Source organism: Candidatus Acidiferrales bacterium (genome assembly GCA_035515795.1).
Lineage (GTDB): Bacteria > Bacteroidota > Ignavibacteria > Kryptoniales > JAKASW01 > JAKASW01.
Genome location: DATJAY010000002.1, coordinates 225,159 through 248,415, shown reverse-complemented (window position 1 = coordinate 248,415; position 23,257 = coordinate 225,159). Strand labels below are relative to the sequence as shown.

At 45.8% G+C, this 23,257-nt stretch carries 18 protein-coding genes; 2 read left to right on the top strand and 16 right to left on the bottom strand.

The features are described from left to right. Nucleotides 1-106: 106 nt before the first annotated feature. Complete coding sequence (locus VLX91_01255; GenBank protein HUI28812.1) at nt 107-1,342, bottom strand: glycosyltransferase family 4 protein; 1,236 nt, start codon at nt 1,340-1,342, stop codon at nt 107-109. Between the two features lie 173 nt (nt 1,343-1,515). Between VLX91_01255 and VLX91_01250 the strand changes: the two genes are divergently transcribed. Beyond that, a complete protein-coding gene (locus VLX91_01250; protein ID HUI28811.1) occupies nt 1,516-2,502 on the top strand; it encodes a glycosyltransferase family 2 protein in 987 nt (328 codons plus the stop codon). A 61-nt stretch (nt 2,503-2,563) separates the two neighbouring features. Here VLX91_01250 and VLX91_01245 read toward each other — a convergent pair whose 3' ends face one another. The 11 genes from VLX91_01245 to rfbB all read right to left on the bottom strand — a co-directional run bounded on the left by VLX91_01245 (nt 2,564) and on the right by rfbB (nt 14,931). Further along, nucleotides 2,564-3,805, bottom strand: coding sequence for a T9SS type A sorting domain-containing protein (locus tag VLX91_01245; GenBank protein ID HUI28810.1), 1,242 nt, complete (start codon nt 3,803-3,805; stop codon nt 2,564-2,566). 27 nt (nt 3,806-3,832) lie between these two features. Continuing rightward, nucleotides 3,833-5,128: an O-antigen polymerase gene (locus VLX91_01240; protein HUI28809.1), complete on the bottom strand. Its 1,296-nt coding sequence runs from the start codon at nt 5,126-5,128 to the stop codon at nt 3,833-3,835. Continuing rightward, nucleotides 5,121-6,620, bottom strand: coding sequence for a flippase (locus VLX91_01235; GenBank protein HUI28808.1), 1,500 nt, complete (start codon nt 6,618-6,620; stop codon nt 5,121-5,123). Before VLX91_01235 ends, VLX91_01240 begins: the two co-directional genes overlap by 8 nt. After that, on the bottom strand, nt 6,617-7,882 hold the full coding sequence (locus VLX91_01230) for a hypothetical protein (GenBank protein HUI28807.1): 1,266 nt from the start codon (nt 7,880-7,882) through the stop codon (nt 6,617-6,619). The genes VLX91_01235 and VLX91_01230 overlap by 4 nt, the downstream gene beginning before the upstream one ends. An 89-nt stretch (nt 7,883-7,971) precedes the next feature. After that, nucleotides 7,972-8,853, bottom strand: coding sequence for a hypothetical protein (locus VLX91_01225; GenBank protein ID HUI28806.1), 882 nt, complete (start codon nt 8,851-8,853; stop codon nt 7,972-7,974). 43 nt (nt 8,854-8,896) lie between these two features. Beyond that, nucleotides 8,897-9,871 (bottom strand): SDR family oxidoreductase, encoded by a 975-nt coding sequence (locus VLX91_01220; GenBank protein ID HUI28805.1) that lies wholly within the window; start codon nt 9,869-9,871, stop codon nt 8,897-8,899. A gap of 167 nt (nt 9,872-10,038) precedes the next feature. Continuing rightward, entirely contained in the window at nt 10,039-10,761 is a 723-nt protein-coding gene (locus tag VLX91_01215) for a sugar nucleotide-binding protein (GenBank protein HUI28804.1), read from the bottom strand. Between the two features lie 8 nt (nt 10,762-10,769). Continuing rightward, nucleotides 10,770-11,408 carry a dTDP-4-dehydrorhamnose 3,5-epimerase family protein gene (locus VLX91_01210; protein HUI28803.1) on the bottom strand — a complete coding sequence of 213 codons (639 nt, stop codon included), beginning with the start codon at nt 11,406-11,408 and terminating at the stop codon, nt 10,770-10,772. A gap of 15 nt (nt 11,409-11,423) precedes the next feature. Beyond that, nucleotides 11,424-12,542 carry a UDP-N-acetylglucosamine 2-epimerase (non-hydrolyzing) gene (wecB, locus tag VLX91_01205; GenBank protein HUI28802.1) on the bottom strand — a complete coding sequence of 373 codons (1,119 nt, stop codon included), beginning with the start codon at nt 12,540-12,542 and terminating at the stop codon, nt 11,424-11,426. A gap of 38 nt (nt 12,543-12,580) precedes the next feature. Continuing rightward, nucleotides 12,581-13,915, bottom strand: a complete 1,335-nt coding sequence (locus tag VLX91_01200; protein HUI28801.1) for a nucleotide sugar dehydrogenase — start codon at nt 13,913-13,915, stop codon at nt 12,581-12,583. Next, on the bottom strand, nt 13,912-14,931 hold the full coding sequence (gene rfbB, locus VLX91_01195; GenBank protein ID HUI28800.1) for a dTDP-glucose 4,6-dehydratase: 1,020 nt from the start codon (nt 14,929-14,931) through the stop codon (nt 13,912-13,914). Before rfbB ends, VLX91_01200 begins: the two co-directional genes overlap by 4 nt. Before the next feature lie 184 nt (nt 14,932-15,115). Between rfbB and rpmB the strand changes: the two genes are divergently transcribed. Continuing rightward, nucleotides 15,116-15,307 carry a 50S ribosomal protein L28 gene (gene rpmB / locus VLX91_01190; protein ID HUI28799.1) on the top strand — a complete coding sequence of 64 codons (192 nt, stop codon included), beginning with the start codon at nt 15,116-15,118 and terminating at the stop codon, nt 15,305-15,307. Between the two features lie 254 nt (nt 15,308-15,561). On the opposite strand, the gene VLX91_01185 is transcribed toward rpmB, so the two are convergent. From VLX91_01185 to VLX91_01170, 4 genes are all read right to left on the bottom strand, one after another. After that, a complete protein-coding gene (locus VLX91_01185) occupies nt 15,562-17,472 on the bottom strand; it encodes a hypothetical protein (GenBank protein ID HUI28798.1) in 1,911 nt (636 codons plus the stop codon). Between the two features lie 40 nt (nt 17,473-17,512). Continuing rightward, nucleotides 17,513-20,122: a TIM-barrel domain-containing protein gene (locus VLX91_01180; GenBank protein HUI28797.1), complete on the bottom strand. Its 2,610-nt coding sequence runs from the start codon at nt 20,120-20,122 to the stop codon at nt 17,513-17,515. A gap of 18 nt (nt 20,123-20,140) precedes the next feature. Continuing rightward, nucleotides 20,141-21,535 (bottom strand): alpha-L-fucosidase, encoded by a 1,395-nt coding sequence (locus tag VLX91_01175; GenBank protein HUI28796.1) that lies wholly within the window; start codon nt 21,533-21,535, stop codon nt 20,141-20,143. Nucleotides 21,536-21,993: 458 nt separating this feature from the next. Beyond that, complete coding sequence (locus VLX91_01170) at nt 21,994-23,130, bottom strand: T9SS type A sorting domain-containing protein (protein HUI28795.1); 1,137 nt, start codon at nt 23,128-23,130, stop codon at nt 21,994-21,996. Nucleotides 23,131-23,257 lie beyond the last annotated feature (127 nt).

Here is a 23,257-nt window from a genome sequence, read left to right as displayed (position 1 = left end):
CAAATTTAACATCTGCTCTCGATTTTATCACTACCATGCTGCGTGGTAGGCTCCATTAAGAAGAAATGGAAAATCATCCCACCCCACCCACAATTGGCTCTTTGAATCAGGATCCCATCCTTGCGTTATCTCTAGATGATTTCGCCCGCTTGTCAATTATCTCATTATAAGCACGCCAGAACATATCACCGATCCTGTGCCATGAATATTCGGAGCTCACGAAAGATCCCGCTTCTTTGCTGACTGTTCTACAAAGATTTTCATCGTTCAACAGCAACAACACTTTTTCAGCAAATTGATTCGCTGTGTCGGCAATCATAATGTTCTTGCCCGGCTCAATTTTGATGCCTTCGCTACCAATCGAAGTTGTGACGATCGGTTTACCCGCTGCCATCGCTTCAAGAATTCTTATTCTAATGCCGCTGCCGGCAAGCAACGGCACAACCATTACTCTTCCCTTCATGAAAGCTTGACGCACGTCATGGATGTAGCCTTCGACTATCACATTCTTTCCATTACCAAGTCTATCGACGCTTCGGGGATCACCTTTCCCATATATGATTAGTCTAACGTTTCGTTTCGACTCCGTTATTATCGGCATTACTTCATCGACGAACCACTTCAGTCCATCAATATTGGGAAGCCAATCTAAACCGCCGACGTAAATAATTGTGTTTTCGTCGCCGATGGAGTCGGCTGGCTTGAAAAAATCAGTATCTACGCCCGCAGGAATCACAACCGCATCGACATCCCTTCTCATCGACAGAAGACGGTCACGGTCTTGCTCGGTGATCATAACGCATTTATCCATCTGGGCACAGATCGACGGCTCGTACTTTAAGAACTTTTTCATCTGCGATTTGGCGTAAGCTCTGTACGCAGGATTACCGGAGCTTTCCGAGAAGCGCTCCATGATCTTGAGCTCAAGGTTATGCTCTCTGAGTGCCACTGGCACCATGAGCAACTTCCCAAGAGCAAGCCCGTAATAAGCCATATGGAGATGGTCAACATGAATCAAATCGATTTGCTTGTCCGAAGCGAAGCTGATAATCTCTTTCAGGATCTTTCGAGAATGATATTTCTCTACGTTGATCGGAACAGGAGAGAAAAGATTTCTTGCAGCGGCTGCGAAGCTGTATCGCTTGCTCGCTTTGGTGACGAGTACACTTTGACAGAGTTTTGATAATTCTTTCGGGCAGTCTGTGTCACGATTCCCTGAGACGGCGACAAAATAAATTAGTGCTCCCCTTTCGCTCAACTGTCGAGTTATGTTGAAGATGCCAATGCTTCCACCCTCAGTGAGCGGGTAAGGAATGCGAGGAGATAACTGGAGGATTTTCATGGGAATAAAAATATCAGACATAGGGCGAAATTACAACGGCAAATGTGTGGAACAAAGGGACCGGGTTATCGCACGATATTTTTATAAATCCCTTGGGTAGCTAACTTAAGCTTGCCAGTTCCATGAGACAGATTTATTTTTGACGGAAAAGGAGTTAAAACGGACTTTAGATGATGCAGAAGAATATCTCTGAGCCGCTTGTAAGCGTGGTCATCGCCACATGGAACCGCAGAGACGATCTTAGAGAGACACTCAAAAAATATTGCGAGCAAACTTACAGAAAGGTCGAAATTATTGTCGTGGACAACGGCTCGACCGATGGCACAGATTGTATGTTGGCGGCTGAGTTCCCAGCGATACAATACATCAGGCTTGAGACAAATACTGGCGTGAAGGCTTACAACATTGGGATGCAGAAAGCTCTTGGCGAAATCATCGTTGTGTCCGACAACGATTCGTATTTAGAGGCAACTGGTATTCAAAAAATCGTAGATGCTTTCGCACGGTTGGGTGACAAAGTCGCTGCTATCGCTTGCGAAGTGGTCTACGTCCCGGAAAACAAGGTCTATAACTGGTATCGATTCGAGCACAACACTCAAGATTCAGAAGGATACTCTGCCCACATGTTTATCGGCGCAGGTGCAGCTATAAAGAAAAAAGTGCTCGAAGAAGTTGGCTATTACCCTGAAGAGTTCTTCGTCTACATGAACGAAGTGGACCTTTCCACAAGAATTATTGGCGCTGGGTATGACATACGCTACTTTCCCAACATCGTGACATACCATAACGCCTCTACTGTGTCCCGCTCCAAAGGAAGGATCCGCTTGCTGTCATACAGGAACATAATCTGGTATTACTGGAAATACTTTCCATTCCCAATTGCATTAGGCAGGTGTGCAATCCGTGTTCCGGTGGAAATAGCCCAGTTGTTGCTCACCGGGACGAATCCCATGTGGATACTCTCGTCCACCGTGGAAACAATAAAAGGCATTCCAGGAATTATCCGAAATAGAAAACCAATTCCAAAGCGGTTCGTAAAAAAAGCGCTAGGATATCAGACTGAGATCGGGAATCTGGCCTCCTATTACAAAGAGGAAGTTGCGAGAAGATTCTTTCAACCAAGGGCAAACGAATCTAATTTGCAGAACACCATCAAATAGCCTTGTGCCACAGGAGCTTCTGTTGAAGGAATTACTTTCTTCTAGGGACGGATAACGGACATCATTTCAGGAACAGAATTTTCTGGGTTTTGGAACAAGTCCCCGCTTGGAGTCGACATAAATACACTCCACTAGTCATTTGGCTCGCTTGAAAAATCACCCAATGGGATCCTGCCCTTTGGTATTCATTCACAAGAGTGGCCACACTCTTGCCGAGTACGTCATAGACCTCGAGGGAGACAAAGCAGCTAACCGGCAACTTGTAATCTATCACCGTTGAAGGATTAAACGGATTGGGATAGTTGTGGAGCAGCAAGAAACCTGCGGGCAGATGATTCGTTCCGGGAGTGACACCTGACAAAATGGATGAGAGTTCTGAACGCCAAACTCCGCTGTGTAAAGTTCCGGCATAAACAATTGAGTCTTCGAAGAAGAAGGTACTAACTTCGCGACTTGCAGCCAATGCAAACCCTCCACCAATATCCGTCCAGGTGCTCCCTCTATTCTTGGAATAGAAGACTCCGTCTATTGATTCAGCGAAAAGGAGTGTATCCTCAACCGCAAAACAAGTCGCTTGCGACATTACGCAATTCCAATTGAGTCCGCCGCTGTCGAGGCAGTAAATTGGACCCCACGGGTTATCATAGGCCGTACGAACGTATAGTTTCATTCTTCCTGAATCTGCCATTATTGAAACCTCCTTCGCCCAATCTAATGACGTGAGAGTCCAGTTCGTCCCTAGATCCGAGGAAACAAAAAGTCCTTCCAAAGCAGCAACACAGATAATTGAATCGGCCGCCGCCAAACATGAGACCGTAAGATTGCCAGTGACTGACAACCTCACAATTCCAGAGTCGATAGGACCCCAGCTGGCACCTTCATCCTTCGAGAGGAAAACGCCAGAGGAGACCCCTGCAAAGAGATTTGGTTTGTCTGCAACAAGAGTTATCACGTCGTAATCAGTTAATCCCTGGTTCATGGCGCTCCAGTTTGTCCCATAATCGGTGGTCACAAACACGCCGCCCCCTGTTCCGGCAAACAATTTAGGGCCCATCGCGGCGAGGGAATTGACTGAATAGTCTGTCAGACCGTTGTTGACTTGAATCCAATGGTCACCCGAATCCGTTGATCGGAAAACTCCGTCATCTGTTCCAGCAAAAAGGACTGTGTCGACCGATGTCAAGCAGTGAACGCTGTTCGCGTAAGGGCCGTTCGTCTGAACCCACTGGCACCTTAAAGGATTGGAAAATAGATTGAAGCCCGTAGTCACGAGGAGCATTGTCAGAATGCTTCTTCTTTTCATTGAAGGAATCCTTTCTTGCCGACATGCTTATGTATCTGTCCTGACGGAAAACTTGTCAACAATGGCGGCGGCGATCAGCGATGCGACGAGACTGATTAACCAATAAGTCGCCCGAGATAGCATGACCATAAAAGTAAAAAACACAAAGGCATAAAGATGGGATAAAATCACTAAAGACGACAACGTCCTTCTGCGATCATAAACTGTTGCCGCCACGGAACAGAGTGCCCCTATGACATATACTGCAAGCATCGTCCCACCAATCCCCCAATCAGCATACAGCTCGCGCAAGTACGTTCCCGTGTTTGTTCCCACGGGGACGTTGTAAAATTTCTGATATTCACGGACATAATCGGATATTCCATATTTCGAAAAGAGACGAAAGAAAGGAGCAAATGTATTTGCGCCAACAGGAGTATTCTCGGTCTCTCCCGAAAACTCATAATCCAGAAATTTGTTCAACACGGCTACATCCGAACTCAAGTATAGATAAACCGACGGGGCAATGAAAGCGACACCCTTAGCCTTCGAAAGCGATCCGGTTTCCCCCGCGAAACTTTCGTTTGTTCCCCTGTACTCCCTTATGAGCTCCATCCCCAGAGCGGAGATCAAAAGGACAGAGGTGACCAATAAGAATCGCTTCCTCAAGGATTTCCAATCTCTTGTTCTTTTGTTGGCCTGGGGCACGAAATATGCCGTTCCCCACAGTATTAGGCCGATGACCAAACCCGACCTTCCGAACCCAGAGATTGCGTTAGCTATCTGAACAACGATGGGAATCATAGCCAAAAGGATCGGGCGGCCACGGGCCGCGGCAAAGTACCCTCCGAGAAAGTCGGCAGCTAAGCCAAAGCTGTCAACATAAGGCCACATGCCTGGGATTCCACTCTCTCGAGTTCGAAGTGTATAAAGGACATTTCCACTGATTATCACATTTTTGATGCTTCCAAAAAGCCTGATCAGGACGAGCCAGTGCTGATAGGTACCGATCGCACCAACCAAAGTGAATGTAACCAGAACCGGCGTAAGAAACCCAACGCCCTCATGCGTTCTTTCCCGAGTTGCCGGTACATTACCGGAATAAAACGTCTTGAAAGTCAATGACGATACGACAAAAACCGCCCAAGCCCCAAAAATTAGAAATGTGGTTTCCGGAGAAAAGTCATAGTATTTGATCAACCTTAATTGGAAAAGCACAATCTGCGTCCCCCAGACAATTCCATAGATAGTGATGTGGTTGATCCATCTCCCGTAAACGCGCAGGCCCAACCAAATCGTCGCGACCGTGATCAATACATACGTCAGCAGCGTCAGTTCAGGCACTTACTCTCCTTTGGGCGAAATTCATCAAGAATTTCTTTTCACTGTCTTCAAGCGAAAATCTAAATACAATGAAACCATACAACAGGAACGACATAAGTCCAAGAACTACTTTCACGGCAACAAACCGTTGTAATAAAAACATGCAAACCATGCCGCCAACAAGAGACAAAGCAGGCATTGCCAAGTTTCTACGAAAATCTTTGAAGACTCCGACTTCTAATCCCAATTTCCTTGACGTAAATGCGTAAAGCAGAATCGTATCCACGATAATTCTAAACAGGGTTGCTATAGCTGCCCCAACTAGCCCAAGATACCTTATCGCTATGAAAGTGAAGAGAAAATGAATCGGTAATTCAATAAGATGTATTTTCCCGGTTAGATCCGATCTCCCCGCTGCCTGAAGAATTGTGAACGGAAGTTGCGCGATTGAATTCAGTAAAAATGCCACGGAAAGAATTTCAAAAACAAACCGGGCGCTTTGCGCGAAAGGCCCCCCCATCCATATGTTCAAGATTTCAGGTGTAAAAATAAACAGGAATGCTCCGATCGGAAGAAAAGTAAAAACCAAGATTCGTTCGGACTGATTATACAGCTTTTTGAACTCTTGGCTTAGTCCTCCTACTCCATGCATCTCGCTCATCGCCGGAAACAAAGCTGAAACCAATCCAACCGATAATACCAGCATTTTAGAAGTTGCTTCATAAGGGACCACATAAAATGTCACTATGCTTGTTGCTACCATGGCGCTAAGCATAAATCTCTCCGCATACTGGAGCAAAGGACTGATCACTTGACTGACCATTGCCCACCCTCCGAAGACTAGAACGTCTTTCATTAAGGAGAAATTGAATGGTCGATTCAGATCTTTCCAATTCATGATCCGAGAGATCATTGCTAAAAGGATAAGAGTGGTAATCAACCGGCTGAGCATCACAAAACCAATCACCCAGAGCACGCCAACCCCGAGGAGTACTAAGACCAGAGCTCCCCCCCATTGCAAAAATCCGTTAATAACTTGGACTAAGTTCGACATGTCAAATCTATCGAACCCCATGACAACGCCGCGGAAAACACTCTGCAGGAGGAGCACCGGCATGGAGACCGCGACAATCCTCAACGCCAAATTAACAATCGCGTCATATCCAGCCGGCACAGTAAAAAGTAAATGCGCTAGCTGATAATCAAAGATAAAAATCAACGCCCCAAATATGAAGCCTAAAAGAATGCCGATGACCGTGGAGGTGATCACAACCGACACGACATCGCTATTCTCCTTCTTTCCTTTTCTTTCGGCCACAAATTTCGTAACCGCACGGCCAATTCCTAAGTCCCACAAAGTAAAATAAGTAATCACGGTCCATACTAGAGACAATATGGCAAATGATACATCCCCTAGTCCTCTTACTATCCGTGGGATCGCAAGAAACATTATCAACATCACGATCACCTGTGCGACAATGTTTAGTGCCGTGTTTTTATAAACTTTTCTCAAAGAACTTCTTCTCTAACTCTGAACCTTCGTGCAACTTTGACGGCGTACCGTTGGAGTTTTATCTCCAAGGAATTCAACCCGCCAACCTGGGATTTCACCCTCTCCAGAACATGAACAAAATAAACCAGTGATGAAAGGACAACGAAGGCAAACACAATTTCTATGAATAGTCTCTTCGGAACTGTAGCTCTTTCGGGCGGAATGGCTTTATCGAGAACTATAACTGCTGGAGTATCCTTCTGCTCTTCAATCTTTGCCTGTTCGTACAAAGGCAATATGAACTCAAGCAATTTTGTCTGGATCTCATAATCGCGGTATAATCTAAGGTATGCAATCCCCAGCTCGGGAACATTTTTAAAAGCCGGCAATATGCCTGCTCCCTTACTGAAGTCCGCTCCTGAACCAGTCTGCAGGTCTTGAAGTTTCTGGTTTAGTTCCTGGATCTGGAGTGATTTCAGCTTCACCTGTGGAGCATCTTCTCCGTATTGCTGTTTCATCACGCCGAGTTCGACTTCAGCGGCGATCCGCTGAGCCTCGAGATCAGCCCCGGCAGTGATAGCTGCTTTTGCTTGCTGCGGCATGTCGTAGACTTTGAAATGTTGCTGGAACTCTTCTAATGTATCTTCAGCGCTGCGCAAGTCCTCAAGATTCTTTTCATACCGCTGCTGGATGAACAACCTATTGTTGTGGGCCTCTTCAACGCTTACCTTCGTAAAAATCTCATTGAGCAGTGTGATAAAATAATTTGCCATATCTGCAGCACGAGTTGCATCTCTATCGATTACCGTAATATTCAGTGCGTCATTTTCATCAATGTCGAATTTAGTATTCTCGCGTAATTGTTTCTCGGCGGTCTCCATCGGGAAATTGCTTATGCCATAGACTTTGACCAGATCGAATTCAGAAATTACCGAATCCATCACGGACCGGCTATTGAGAATCGCGAGATACGTAAAAGTCGGAGATGCTGAGCCTATACCCGTTCTGCTCAGCAATGGAGATACACTTTGCATTACCGTTGAGAGACCGGACAGCCCGCTCAAGATATTCGAATTTCTCGGCGGAAGAACTGAAGCTTCAGCCTTATACGATCTCGGGATCAGCAAGAGTATCGCGGTGATAACCACCATGATACTCGTGAACCATATCAGGAGGAACCATTTCCACTTGGCGAGGACATAGAGAAACTGCCAGAACGTACTTTTGCTCTCTCCATCTGACGGTGTTCCCTCTCCGTCATTCTGCATTGAATCAGGACTCATTACACTAATCTTTCTTTCTAATTTGGTGACTAAGCTTATCCGTAAACTAACTTCGCGTGGGTGCCAGCAGGTAAATAATAAACCATGCGTTATCGTTCAATATCATTGGTGCTCGACAGGAAAGCATCTTTTATAGAACCGCGGCGCTCCTGTAAAACCGCCTTCTTTGCTTTTCTAAAAGCACCACGAATTTTTCTATAAACAAACATAGGGATGCTGTACGGAAGTATGATGTACCCCAATTCGCGAATGCGAATAGACAGTGATGCCTCATTAAGCATCGCCTTGACCTTCGAACGAAATATTGGCCACGTCCTATCATTAAGATCGATCTTATTGTGCCACTCCTCTGTGATCCATTCGACCATATGGTTTTTGTAGGCGTTGTTTATCGGCGCTGTCAGTTCAAACAGTTCGCCATCGCTCGGAAACTGTTCAGGTAGATATTTCGACATACAACTGTTGTCAACAGTTATTATCGTGCTCATTTTTGTCAAGAGTGAATGTGGAACGAAAAAGCAGTTAGTATTAATCCATATCCTCACTCCCCTATTATTCAAGCGTATCTTCTCCCACCTCGTGTCGATAAAACCGATCACAGCACCCAAGACATGCGACTTTAAAATCATCCAATTGATATTGCTATTCTTAAGGTAACTCGCTCCAGTTGCCTCGAATGCCTCATTGACAAAAAGGACTACGTCAAATTTCACATTGCTACTGCGAACGAACTCAATCCCTCTCTGCCATCCTGAGAATTCCCTATCGACATTGCTCCCCTGCAAGTAAATGGTGTTGTCGCCCAGATTTCTCGATCCCGTTCCCGTGTCTTTGTTATTCACACGAATATAACGAATTCGTTCGCCGCCAACTTTACTCAAATAAGACTTGAGGTGTTCAAACGAAGAGGGATATTTCTCGAGGTCGTACTCGACATATATGACGACCATCTTCAATTTAGGAAACAGCACTGATGATTCCCCCGCGTAATCTGTTCATAATTTCAAATTGATTCTACCATTCGATTTTTTTGAAAGTGCGTATGTTGTAGAACTCATCGTTCTCGAAATCGCCATAGAGGTCTTTATGGTTAAAGAGATCATCGACAGTATCGATAATTGTAAAAACCGGTTTGAACCCTAGGTTGTTCTCCGCTTTCTGGGTAGAGACTTTATAGTTGCGGTAATCCTGAATATTCTTTATGTCTAACGCGACCTTCATCCCTGAAATTTTTTCGACTTCCATTTTCACAAGGTCTCCCACTTCACCGACTGTGAAATTGCCTCCGGTTATGTTAAAAACCCCGCTTAAGTTTGAATCCGCTTGAATTGCCCGCAGGTACGCGAAGACAATATCCCTGACGTCGCATAGTGGTCTCCAAATTGCTGGATTGTTTACCGTAATCCTTTTGGAAGTAAGCGCAGACTTAAACATTGTGTTTATGATGAGGTCAAAGCGCATTCTGGGACTATAACCGCAGACAGTTCCTTGCCTAAGTGCAATCACTGAAAAATTCTCGTCCTGTAACTGGAATACGCCGCGCTCTCCTTGAAGCTTGGAAATCCCGTATGGATAGCCGCATGTAACAGGAGAGTTTTCATCATAAAGATTATTCTCGGTGTATCCATAAACAGAACACGAAGATGCATAAACATATCGCTTTACGCCGGCTTGCTTCGCAATATATGCGAGATAAGCAGGCAATGCTGCATTATAAACAAAATTCTTGGATGGGCTGAACTCTGCCATCGGATCATTCGAAAGTCCCGCCAAGAAGATAAAAACGTCGAAGCCTTCGATTTGCTCTCGCGTCAGGTCAAAGAGATCCTGTTGAATGACTTTGACCTCCTTCGGTAAATGATTTCCGAACCAAAGGAAATCAACAACCGAAACATGATAGCCGTGTTCAATCAACACAGGCACAAGAGCACTTCCTATGTATCCAGCTCCACCACCTACGAGGATTTTCTTCCCGTTGTTATTTCCCATTTATAGTCTCACATACCTCAATTATTATTAGTTTATTGCCTAACAAATGCGATTATCCATTGGCTGATTCTTCAGTTACTATGTTCCGTCAGAATGACAGTCTCCCTCGTGTCCTGAGACGGTGCATGAAACGAACTCAAACTAAGAATCAACTCACCACATCCATGCTATTCATCACCGAAAATCGACCTATAAAGCCCGACGTCCAAGGATGTGTCATTCGGTACTTTGAACGAGACTTCCGACGTTGATAAACGACCGATTTTCTTATCCGGGCTCAAGTTTAGCGCATAGTTGTAAACAGTCTTTCTCTCTCCTCCAATGTGTATGACGCCACGGTAATCTGATTCAATAATCTTAAGCATCATCTTAGCTATCATGGATACCGATTCGCGGCTCGTCCATTGATCAACGAAAGCTTTGTCGTAAGGAAATTCGTCCGGCCCGAAGCTAGTTCTGATGATGACTGAATTATCATACATTTTGACCGCGCATTCACCGCCCAATTTTGACCACGCGTATTTGTTCACGGGATGAACTGAGTCGGTTTCGCGGTAGTTTCCTTTGTCTCCTGAAAAAACATAGTCGGTCGAAACGTAAATGAGTCTTGCGTGGTGTCTCGCGCAGATTTTTACCATGTTACAGGTTCCGATGATATTCGAATCAATTGCCTGCTCAGGGTCCTTATCAACCTTTGGCGGAGAGGTGAAGGCGGCAGCGTGGAAAACAATCTTTATGTTTTTTCCTTTGAAGCACTCCTCCACCGATTCGAAATTGGCTACATCGAGTTCACCACGGGACGGATAAAGTGCCTGAGGAAGAAGTTTGTGGAATTCACGTCCAAGCAGTCCGGACCCGCCTGTAAAAAGAATGCTTCGTTGGTCAATCATAAATTATCTCAACAAGAACCATATAAAAAATTATCGGACCGTGTGTCCTTCAGCCAATTTGATAAGGAAAGTCCATTTTTGTCTTTCTCGCTGAAAATTCCATTTCTAACTATTGCATTGTCAAAGACGGATTTCAATTGGGGACTACAAAGGGACCAGTCGATGTCTTCAGCCAGAGGAGAAATGCCCGCTTCACAACCGGGACTGTATTCACCTGAACACAAGTATTCAATTCTCGAATCTTCCGGGAAAAAATTTCCGTGAGCAAATCCGGGAGGTACCCATATCCATTCGTTGAATGCATCGGTCTCTTCGGTGGGCATATCATACGCTATTATTTTGCCGAGTGTCGGCGAGCCCTTTCTTATATCGAGAACCATATCTACCATTCGACCAGTAATGGTGCGAACTAATTTTCCCATGAACGGATTCCACTGAAAATGGAGTCCTCGGCAGACTCCTTTTATTGAGAAACTTTCATTTACTTGGACGAACTCCAAGTTTCGAAAATTCTCCAAGCCGGGGTGACTGATGCTGTCGCTCCTTCGGTAGGGCTCAGTAAAGAAACCACGACTGTCGACGAAGCGCGCAAATCTGACTACTTTAACGTCGGGTATCTCGAGAGATATTACAGAAACAATCTTCATAATAATAATTTCATTCTATACTTGATTTGGAACCGGTAAGTCAAGAAGTACTTTCCCTATTCTTTCCGCCGCTTTCCCGTCCCAAAGCTCCGGCACTCTGCTTTTCTTCCACTTCCCCGAGTAGCATTCATTCGTGAGATTAACAACTTCATCCACCGATAAACCCGTCAAGACATTCGTTCCGACTTCCAACGTGATGGGGCGCTCCGTATTCTCGCGCAGAGTTACACAAGGCACATTTAAGAAAGTCGTCTCTTCCTGTATTCCGCCTGAGTCGGTCAGCACAATTCGTGCGTCCATCATAAGATTCAAGAAATCTAAATATCCAAGCGGATCGGTCAGCACAAGATTTTTCACGGCAGCAAATTGTGACGAAAGGCCGAATTCTTCAATGCGTTTTCTTGTCCGGGGATGTATGGGAAATATTATTTTGCCATGAAGTTCGATGCCATGGAAAATCTTCAGAATCGTTTCGAGATTAGTGCAATCGTCCACATTGCTCGGACGATGCAGGGTCACCAACGTATATTCTCCGGCCGATAATCCAAATGTCTTTTTGATTTCGGATCGCCTCGCTTTCTCCCGATACAATATCAGCGAGTCTATCATCACGTCGCCAACCAGGAAGATTTTCTTTTCGCTTATGCCTTCATTCCGCAGGTTCACGACTCCGCTTTCCTCGGTAACGAAAAGATAGTCGCTTAAAACATCCGTTACGATTCTATTTATCTCCTCGGGCATCGTTCTGTCAAAGCTCCGAAGCCCCGCCTCGACGTGGGCTACCGGAATCAAGAGTTTGGATGCCGTCAAGCTGCAGGCAACCGTCGAATTCACATCACCGACGACGATAACGAGGTCGGGTTTTCCATTCACAAGAATTTTTTCAAATTCGACCATAACCCTCGCAGTTTGCTCTGCATGAGTCCCGGAACCGACACCGAGATAGACGTCGGGTTTCGGAAGCTCCAAATCGTTAAAGAAAATTCTCGACATGTTTTCATCGTAATGCTGACCCGTGTGAACGATCATATGATCAACTCTGTCAATCTTAGAGAAAACACGATGAAGGGGGGCGACCTTCATGAAGTTTGGACGAGCACCTACTACGCTGATAAATCTCAATTTCCTATTCACCGAAAACTCTTCGCTCTGCGCTGTCTAATCTTCCTCGCTCATCTTCCGTCCCCCAGGAGGACAATTTTTTCTTTTCCTTTCTTGACATTCCTCGTCGCATTTCTAGTGTCAATAACCAGATCGGAATTTTTCACGACAAAATCGTAGTCGTAAGACGAGTGATCGGTTGTAATCAAGACGCAATCTGCGGACTTCAGTAGCTTCCCGGTCAGCTCAACAGATTTGAATTTCCTCCCATCCACCCTGACTTCCGGGACGTACGGATCGTTATACGAAATGTTCACAGCACCATCCTGGAGCAGAAGTTCCATAACCTTCAAGGCAGGAGAATGCCTCGTGTCATCGACGTCCTTTTTGAATGCCACTCCAAGGATCACTATTCTTGCTTTCTTGAAACTTGTCGCGAGGAAACTCAACTCGCGCTGCACCATGTTCTTCACGTAGAACGGCATATTTTCGTTAACTTCTGCCGCCAGCGAAATGAAGTTGGTCTGAAAGTCATATGCTTTTGCTAGCCACCCCAGGTAATATGGGTCGATGAGTATGCAGTGTCCGCCGATTCCGGGACCCGGATAGAACGGCATAAAACCGAAAGGTTTTGTCGCCGCTGCATCTACGACTTCCCAAATATTTATCCCTCCCATCCTGTCACAGAGCTGCGCGAGCTCATTCACGAGCGCGATATTTACGCTCCTAAAAATATTTTCAAGCAGCTTTTCCATTTCAGCCACTTTAGGATTCGATACTTTGACAATTTCATTGACACTGTACTTAACAACCAGCGAGGCAAGCTCCGTGCTGGCCTCATTTACGCCGCCGACAACCGTCGGTATGTTATTCGTCTTGAATTTCTTATTGCCCGGATCGATCCTCTCTGGAGAAAATGCGAGGAAGAAATCCTTCCCGGCTTTCAATCCTGTTCTCTCAAGAATCGGTTGAACGTATCCTTGAGTTGTGTTTGGGAATGTTGTGCTTCTCAACACGATTATCTGATTTTTGCGCACACATTTTGCGATATTTTCCGCGGCGTCAAGAATAAAAGAGATGTCCGGTTCTTTGTTCGGTGTAAATGGAGTCGGGACACAAATGAAAATCGCGTCACACATGTCTATTGAATTATAGTTGTCTTCCGCTTTCAGCATCCCCGACTTCACAAGTTCAGCAAACTCATCGCTCTCGACATCACCGATATAGTTTACACCTTTGTTTACGCTCTCGACTTTCTTTCGGTCTAAATCAATTCCCAGCGTTTCGACTCCCTTCCCTGCAAATTCAACCGCGAGAGGTAGACCCACATAGCCAAGGCCCACAACCCCCACTTTAATCTTTTTCTCTGTAATTCTTTTCTTCAATAATTCGACATCGGTATTCATCTTCCCTCGTACTGAAGTTTATAATAGTGTTGGTACTCGCCGGAGATAATTCTTCTCCACCAATCTTCGTGGTCGGTGTACCACCTTATTGTTTCCTCGATTCCCTCTTCAAAAGATCTGTGAGGCTTCCATCTCAATTCTATTTCAATCTTCGATGAATCCATGGCATATCGGCGATCATGTCCCGGCCGGTCTTTCACGAATTTCAATAGGGACTCCGGCTTCCCAAGCCTTTTCAATATCAGCTTAGCCATCTCGATATTACGAATCTCATTCCCGCCGCCGATATTATAGATTTCCCCGACCACTCCATGATATAAGACCGTATCGATAGCCTCGCAATGATCTTCAACGAAAATCCAGTCTCGTACATTTTCACCATCACCGTAGATCGGAAGCTCCCTGTTCTGCATCGCGTTAATTATCATCAACGGTATGAATTTTTCGGGAAACTGAAATGGCCCGTAATTGTTTGAGCATCTTGTGATAACAGTCGGAACATTGAAAGTTTTCAGCCATGCCCGCACGAGCACATCTGCACTTGCTTTGCTCGCCGAATAAGGGCTATTCGGTGAAAGGTTATTTGCTTCGGTAAATTTCCCTTTCGCTCCGAGCGAGCCGTAGACCTCATCTGTCGACACCTGCAGGAATTTTTCTACGCCAAATTCCCTCGCTGCCTCAAGGAGCACCATGGTTCCTCGGACATTTGTTTCGATAAAAACTTGAGGGCCGAGAATACTCCTGTCAACGTGCGACTCCGCAGCAAAATTAACTATTGCATCGCAATGCCATTCATGAAAGAGCCGCTTCACGAATGCAGCATCGGAAATATCTCCGCGATAAAAATGATACCTGGGGTTTGACTCAACGTCGCGCAGGCTTTCAAGATTGCCGGCATAAGTCAACTTGTCAAGATTTATGAGGTCGACATTATCATGCTTTTCTAAAAAGAATCTTATGAAATTGCTGCCGATAAAGCCCGCGCCACCGGTTACAAGAATACTTCTCAAGTTCATTGGCATTGATTATAGATTTTTACCTAAACTCTTTTCGATCGTGGTCGTGAAAAATTTTATGATTGCCAACTCGTAATTGAAAAATATATCACTCGCTGGGTGGAGTTTCAACACAAAAGTTGCGAGGGTAGTCTTGAAAAAAAGGGTTGCAGATACTAAATTATACGAAATCTTGGAGAAGTGAATGGCAAAAATCTGTGAAGTCTGCGGAAAAAAACCGATTTACGGTCACAATGTGAGTCATGCTCACAACATCACCAACCGCAGATGGAATCCGAATCTGCAAAGCGTACGCGCGGTGATCGACGGCAAGGTCAGGCGCATAAACGTTTGCGCGTCTTGCATCAAGCAGGGACGCGTGCGAAAAGCTGCTTAGGTTTCTGGGGTTGCATCCTCGTACTGCGAATTACAATCTAAAGTTAAACAGATTTCCGACTTTTAAAACTTGATTTTGACTTTTGGGTCACATTCCGCTAAGTCGTGCGTTTGAAATCGGTATCTCAAGCTATATTCTGCTGAACCAATTTCAAAGACAGTCTTCACGATAATAATCCGTGCGGCGATAAGATTTTTCGGTCAGATGAATTGCCGTTCCGTTGACAAAGCCCCCATCGACAATCTGAACGTTTCTCACTTGGCGCGGACCGATGCACGCAAATTGTTGAGATAAGCAATGTCCTCGGGTTTTGGAGATAGACTCTGCAATTTTATGAAATACTTGTCGCCTTCACCCAATCGGCCGTCTAAATAGTAAGCCCGGCTCAAATTGAATACCACCTGAACATCTTGTCTGTCCAGAGAATCAGCTCTCGTCAGATATGAGATCGCTTCCCCATAATTTTTATTCATCAGGTCAATCTGTCCCAGCCACTTGTAAGCGAAGACGGTTTCCTTATATCCCAGAGATACCTTCAACAGTTCCTCCGCCCGGTCATATTTCTTTTCCATGAGCAGAATACCCGCGGCCTTCTTGTAAAAATCCATCACCTGTGGAATCGATGTCATCAGAGCTTCGTACTCGTCAAATGCCCTCTCTAATTCACCATGATTCTCATAGTAATCGCCCAATTCCATATGACCAACTTCCAGACTCAAACCCGTTTGCATCACGGCAAACGCGATCTCTTGAATGTGATTTGCGGGTCGAAAATTTTCCATAAAACGATTAGGAACGGATTTAGGTTGAAAGGGCCAGCCCGATTTTAAATGTTGAATGACCATGGCACCATAAACGCTGTCCAATTGAGTCACTCCTTTTCCTCGTTCCAGACCTACGCTGTCCGGAGGCCAGTATGAATTAATCATCTTGTTTGCCTTCATCGTTTCGTAGAAAGCCTTCGCAATCAAAAAGTACCCATTAATGTTGGGATGAAGATGTTCCAGGATTAACGAGTTCCCAATAACGCCATTAGGGGAGGCGTTTTCAAAATATGCCAGCGTAGGAACGATAGGACAGGAGTATTGTTTTGCCAATGAACGCAATGCATCGTTAAATTCTTCCGGGGCGCGGAACCGCAAGGCATCATAGTCTTTTGCCTTGAAGTAGTTCTGACGAGCCTTTGCATAATCTCCATCGGCTTCTTCCTGACGGGCAAGGTCGAAATAGTCCTGCGCTGTCTTTCCTTCCTTGTCGCGCACAGAGATAAACGGGGGTTGATCGCGGAGATTACTGACCAGCTCGCTCAAGACAACGGGCACCTTCTTCTCAGCCGCCTTTTGGAGAATGTCATTCATGTTCTCTTCGAACTGCATTTTCCCTGCCTCGTAAAGCGGACTCCCAAAGGGAATAGTTTGTTGTGCCACTATGCTTTCCATCAGCGTCGATGATGGCTCGCTGTCATTTCCTCCGTAAATCATCTTGTTTAATTCGAATCTTAGCCAGCCCAGGAAGTCTCGCAAGAGAAGGAATATCTTGAACCTCTCAAGCTTGAGATATGTTCTAATCAGCCATCTTGAATTACCAAGAGATTGAACCGAACCCACCCCGAGGGCGCCATAATATTCGTTGTGACCGGCGTAAATAAGAAGTGCGTCAGGGGACTCTCGCAGAATTTCGTCCATCATGTCCAGCATTGCATAGCTGTTAATCGCAGACATCGCGACGTTGATAACTTCAACCTTCTTTCCAGGAAAAGTGTCCGAGAGCAACCTAGCAAGGATATTCGGGAAGGAAGCATTTGTCTCATACGGAAATCCTGCAGCCGACGATTCGCCCAGTACAAAAATCCGACACCCGTTCTTCGGCTTATCCCTCAGAAATATCCCTCTGGGCGGAGCAGGCAGCGCGGTTTGTCCGGTAAAATAGCGGCGGGCGACATTGGGATTACACTGGAGATAATCTTCGTAACCCGCTTGGGCCGGAATGAACAAATCTAAATTGCCGTCGTAATTGAGAATTCTCAGCGAAATCTCTAAAACGATCAACACCATGAACGGCAAGGAAACAGTGACAACCCAGAACATTCTCTTCCGCGATCGAGACGTAAGACTGCGCCGGTTACCTTTTGGATTCTTCGCTTCTTCTTTTTCTCGGTCCTTCATTATCTTCAGGTAAACTTTGTCGCGAGTTTCGAACGAGACCCTACTTCAACACCATCATCTTTTTTACTGATGCAAGTCTTTGTCCGTCGCTGCCAACAGCCTTTATTTCATAAAAATACGTCCCGCTCGTCAGCTTACCACCATCAAACAAAACCGAATGATTCCCGGCACTCTCTTGTTCATCCACCAAAGTTTCTACTTCCCTCCCGAGGACATCGTAAACCTTCAACGTGACTCGGCCGCTGACCGGTAATCGATACTTGATTGTCGTCATTGGATTGAAGGGATTAGGATAGTTTTGTTCAAGAACAAGACCAACGGGGACGCCGTTTTGTCTATCGCTGACGGCGGTTATCGTCTGTGTACCATCATAGTGCACCACCGTATCGATAATGGATGTATAACCGATGCCAGTACCATGATTGCTGCTCACAAATACCACATCAAATATTCTATCCTCTGGCATGCCACTATATGATCCCTGTCTCGTACCGATGACAAGTTGTCCGGTGGCTTCACTATATGAAAATGGGATGAGAGAGTACTGTCCTTGCTCATAGTTGTAATTATCACCCTCATCTTCATATAAAATGAATTTTGCATCGGCTCCTCTATAAACTCTTATTTCAAGAGTGTCAATGGATTGAGTTGCATACTGAATATTGGGACCCATAGGAATTATTGAGCCCGATTTTACAAAAATCGGCATAGTATCTAACGGAGCAGCTGCAACTATGCTTCCTCCCCCGCTTACAATATCTCCCGTCCAGAAATCATACCAATTGCCCGTCGGCAGATATACAGTTCTAGATGTGACGCCTTGCGTACAGACGGGATTGATCATCATGAATGGACCGAACATAAATTGATCGTCGATGGAAGCGACATTGGGATCTGCTCTGTAATCCATTATCAGATGACGCATGACGGTATAATTCTCGCTCGTGACCATCCAGGCAAGTGAATAAATATAAGGCATCAACCTGTACCGCAGCATGTCATAATTCAGAAGGATCCTTCTTGTTGTGGCATCCCAAAAACTTGACAAGAGGGACTTATCGTCCACCCCGTGAATCCGGTATATAGGACAAAAGGTTCCGTACTCAAACCAGCGGGTAAATAATTCACGTTTGTCGGGTGTTCCCCAGTTAGTTTGCACCCAATTGGTTGCGTATCCACCGATATCAGTTGTCCAATATGGAATTCCGCTGAGACAAAAATTTAAGCCCGCAGATAGCTGTAGTTTAAAATCACCCCACGTACAGCTTATGTCGCCCGACCATGAAGCTGCAGCGTTTCGCTGACTTCCAGGAAATGCACATCTGCTCAGAGTAAACAGTCGTTTATCTTTAATATCCTGTCTCCAACCGTCATAAACGCTTGTGGCATGCATGAGCGGGTATGTATTATGGTACAGCACACCTTTGCCTAATGCAGTGTTGGCTGAGTCCCTGTCGTAAGTGTCCGGATATGTATCCGGTTCGTCGGCATCCGCCCACCAGGCATCCCAGCCGTACTTTTCAAACAATTGATCCCTGACCTGCTGCCAATAGATAGTTCTGGCCGTACTGTTATGAGGATCATAGTAATGGCGTGTACCATCGCTCGGATATAAAGCGTTGATCCCCGAAAACTGAGTATAATTTGAATTGCCTTCCGTAAATGTTGCCCATATAGAAATCATCGTATGTATATTGGCATTGTGCAGTGAATCTACCGTCGCCGCGGGATCAGGATAATTGGAAGGATTCATTACGTTAGATCCCCATGAATATGGATTCCAGTAATACCAATCCTGGACAATGCAATCCACCGGGATCCCGTTGTTTCTGTACTCGTTTTTAACGGCGATAAGGTCGGAGCTTGACGAATATCTATTCTTAGACTGGAAAAGACCGTAAGCCCATTTTGGAAATAGCGGTGCGGTCCCAGTTGCCGTTCTATACGCTGAGATTACCGAATCGATTTCGGGTCCGTAAATGAAATAATAGTCCACCATTTCACCACACAGCGAACTGAATCGATATTTGGTTGCCGATGCAACTGTGCCATCAAAGAGCGTCTTCGAGTAATTGTCCCACAAAATCCCGTATCCTTTACTGGAAACTATGATCGGCATTCCTATCTCTTTGTTCGCCTGGTCTAGCAATTGTGTGTGCCCCTTGTAGTCCATGATTCCTTGCTGATGTTGCCCAAGGCCATAGATCGCTTCGTCAGTAGGAGAATTGAAAGTTGAGGAGCAGCTGTCCGTATTCACGCCGTAAACCGTGTCTGGAGAGATCCGTCTGCTGTCCTCCGACAGTATTAGGCTGCCGTCAATTGAATAGAAACTCAGCAATGAGGAAGCCTTGGATACGGCCGCCTTGATTTTGCTCGTAGTAATAATCACGGAAGTATCATCCTCATCCATTGTGAATGAAGGCGCACCCCAGACTTTGTTCACCGTGAGAATGACTTTTGGAGGAAGTGCAGTGTCTGCACAATACGTGATGCGGAAAATATTATCTTGGCATACGTACACTTTCAGAATACCTGTCTGCAATCTGAACAATACCCCGTCCGACTGCCGCTGGAATGAGCCAACCTGCGAGTTCGCCTCCGAGAAAAGCAGATCTAATGACACACACATCAATAAAATTATTTTTTTCATTTCTTATCCGATTCCTGTTTAATGTTTTATTTCGTTTATGCTGCCATCTCGTCCGATTGCAATTTCGGTGATGGCGGCATAACCATCAACAGATGTTAAGGCAATAAGACGTATATAGCGCGCACCGGTCGGCTGGAATGTCACAACTTTCATCCTTACGTCACCGGCCCATTTGCCGTTGGCAATCTTTGTGAAACTGAGATTGTCGTTGCTTTTGTAGATTTCGTAAGACTCTATGCTACCCGATGTGATCGGAGTTGCCACAGTCTTGTATTGTGGCACATATTCCAGCATTGCGATGTCATTGAATTCCTTTCCAAGGTCGATGGTGATCGATTGGGGCAAGGAAGAATCGGACTTCCAAACCGAGTAATAGTATCTGTCATTTATTCCATCGATAGCATAACTCGCGTTGCCGCTTGTTGCAGCGGCCGACACGGGGATCACGGGATATTCCATGAATGGTTCTTGTTTAGGTAATGCAGGTCGGGTTGTATCCGGATTCCATGCCTTTCCAACTTCCTCCAGACGCACCACGATGCTCGAATCTAATTTCCCGTTTTCGTTGGGAGGACAATTCAATACAAATGTGCACCATCTGGGTTCAAGAAATTTGAATTCATCGACAATTTCGTTCACGTCCATCAAGGGCGCAGTCGGAACTCTCGCGTCCCAGAACCAGTCGTCGCCGCTGTTTTTGTTTATCAAGGCACTCTGCAATGCGGGAAGAACGTTGTCGTTCGGAAGCGTCTGTCCGGCTTCATAATGTACCATATCGTTTTCGTACAGACATTGAAGGTGTGTGTTGTCCAGAAGCAAACAGCCCGGTTGAAGTCTTTTCACCAGCGCGCGTATTTCGTCATAAGGCACCGCTACATGTCCCATCTTCCACGACCATCCGTCGATGAAGAGCATCTTGATGGGCCCATAATTAGTCAAAAGCTCGGCAATCTGCCCTTTTATAAACTCCATATCCCGCGCAGTGATTGGTCCATTCCCTACTCCCCTCGTATTATCCCAGATGGAATAATAAAGGCAAGGGAACAGCCCATGCGCCCTGAAGGCATTCACGAACTCTCGGACAACATCGCCGCCGCCATTTTTCCATGGACTATTTGCAACACTGTTTGACGTGTATTTACTGTTCCACAAACAAAAACCATCATGGTGTTTCGTCGTAAGAATTCCGAATTTCATTTTTGCGGCGACTGCCGCCTCTGCCCATTGGTTACAGTCGAGATCTGCCGGGTTGAACTTCGTCACATCTTGGTCCGGTGCAGCCCATTTCGCACCGGTAAATGTCATAATGCCGAAATGTATAAACATACCGAAGCGAAGCTCGGTGAATGCACGCTGGAGATCTTCAGTTGTTTGAGCATGCATTGATTCCAACGATTGGAACAGAATTATCATCGTCAAAAAAAATAATTTCGTGAATTGAGCACGATTCATAGACAAGGTCCTTTTCATTTCCGTTGATTACATAAGACGAGCGAATACCGATAAAGAATACGCCTGCAGCCTTCACGCTCTGCAGGCGTTGTGCGTTTTATCAGAAGAAGTAGCCGGATTGCACTATTTCATTAGAGACATTTTGCTTGTTTGACGTTCGCTCCGGCTAACAGAAAAGCAGATCTCTGATGCGAGCGAGCTGCCCCGGAACCTGGAATCGTACAATTGTTCAGGTTGAGTGCAGGCCCAAAATCCAGACCTTCCCGGCCCTGTCGCATTTTACATTTTCGCGACGAGCATCAACGTCATTCAAATTCCGCAAAAGTGTTACCGCTAACAATGAAATCACAAAATTTTTTGGGACACTCCTGCGGCCACGGCGGCTGCAGGATATGTCCAACCAAAAAATTTTAGACGATTTACTTCAAGAGGACCAATTTCTTAGTAATCTGATTGCTTCCAGCCTGTAACCTATAGGAGTAAACGCCGCTGGCGAATCTGCTGCCATCAAATATTGCAGAGTACGTACCAGGTGCCTTCAAGCCGGAGAACAATGTCGCTACTTCCTGTCCGAGGATGTTGTATACTTTCAGAGTAACGAGACTATTCTGTGGAACGGTGTACTCTATCCGAGTTGTCGGATTGAACGGGTTCGGATAGTTTTGAGACAAGACGAATTGAGTCGGGTGCGTATTGGGCGGAAGATTCACACCTGTCGTTAGCTTTCCTCCGTCATTGTCGGAGACGCCAGCCCAAGACGTGTCGAGGCGAACTTCGGCAAACATCGCCTGCGTCCCGACATTCGAATTGCTGAACTCGAGGTGAACGGCGTTGAAGCCGTGGTGGAGTACGGAATCGTATAACACGGTTCCATGTTTCCAAAAGCTGTAGGTTCCCCGCGCGTCCGCAGACGCTGTGTCGGGTTTTCCTCCACTGGGATCCAGATCATGCCACATATGAAGTACGGCAGAGGTATCTCCGTCCAAGTCCAGTCTCAATACCCACCAGTGTGGTCCTGTGCCCTGACACAAAAGTCCAGGGACTCCTGTGCCGGAAACATTATTTATCATCGCAGTGTCGTTACCCCAGCCATGTGGAGCTCCGAATTCTTCATACGTGCTGTCCCAGAATGAGCAGACGTTCCAGCAATTCGGCGAGCCGTATTCCAGGTCATTGACGAAACTCAACCAGTAGGTAGCCTTCGCCTCGTTGGTCACTGGATGGCTCAAATACCGGGCATATCGTATATAGGTCCAGCCGCTGGGAATTGACCCGCACACCGCGTGACCAGCACGGTTGATAGGATAGGCCAGCGCACTTTCATAATCTGCTATTCCGGTATCGGCCACCGCGAGCATTTTACTGTTGTGATTCGTCGACGAATCCGAGATGTACCAGCTGCCGGCCCAACCGTTGCCGGCAGTGCCCAAAGTATCCAGAACGGATCCCAGTTGATAATCGAAAGACTCAATGACACGCGTGCCGGTTTGGGCCATGGTCACTGAGCTTATAAGGAAAATTAACGCTATGCAGGAAAATATTTTCAGGCCGTTCATTTTTCTTCTCCTTCATGTTTTTAGTTCAGATTTTCTCATTGCACGGCATCCATCGTGAATGATGAGTAACCGACTCTTTTCACGTTGAATACCTTGCACTATCTTACAAAGACTTTTTCCGACTCAC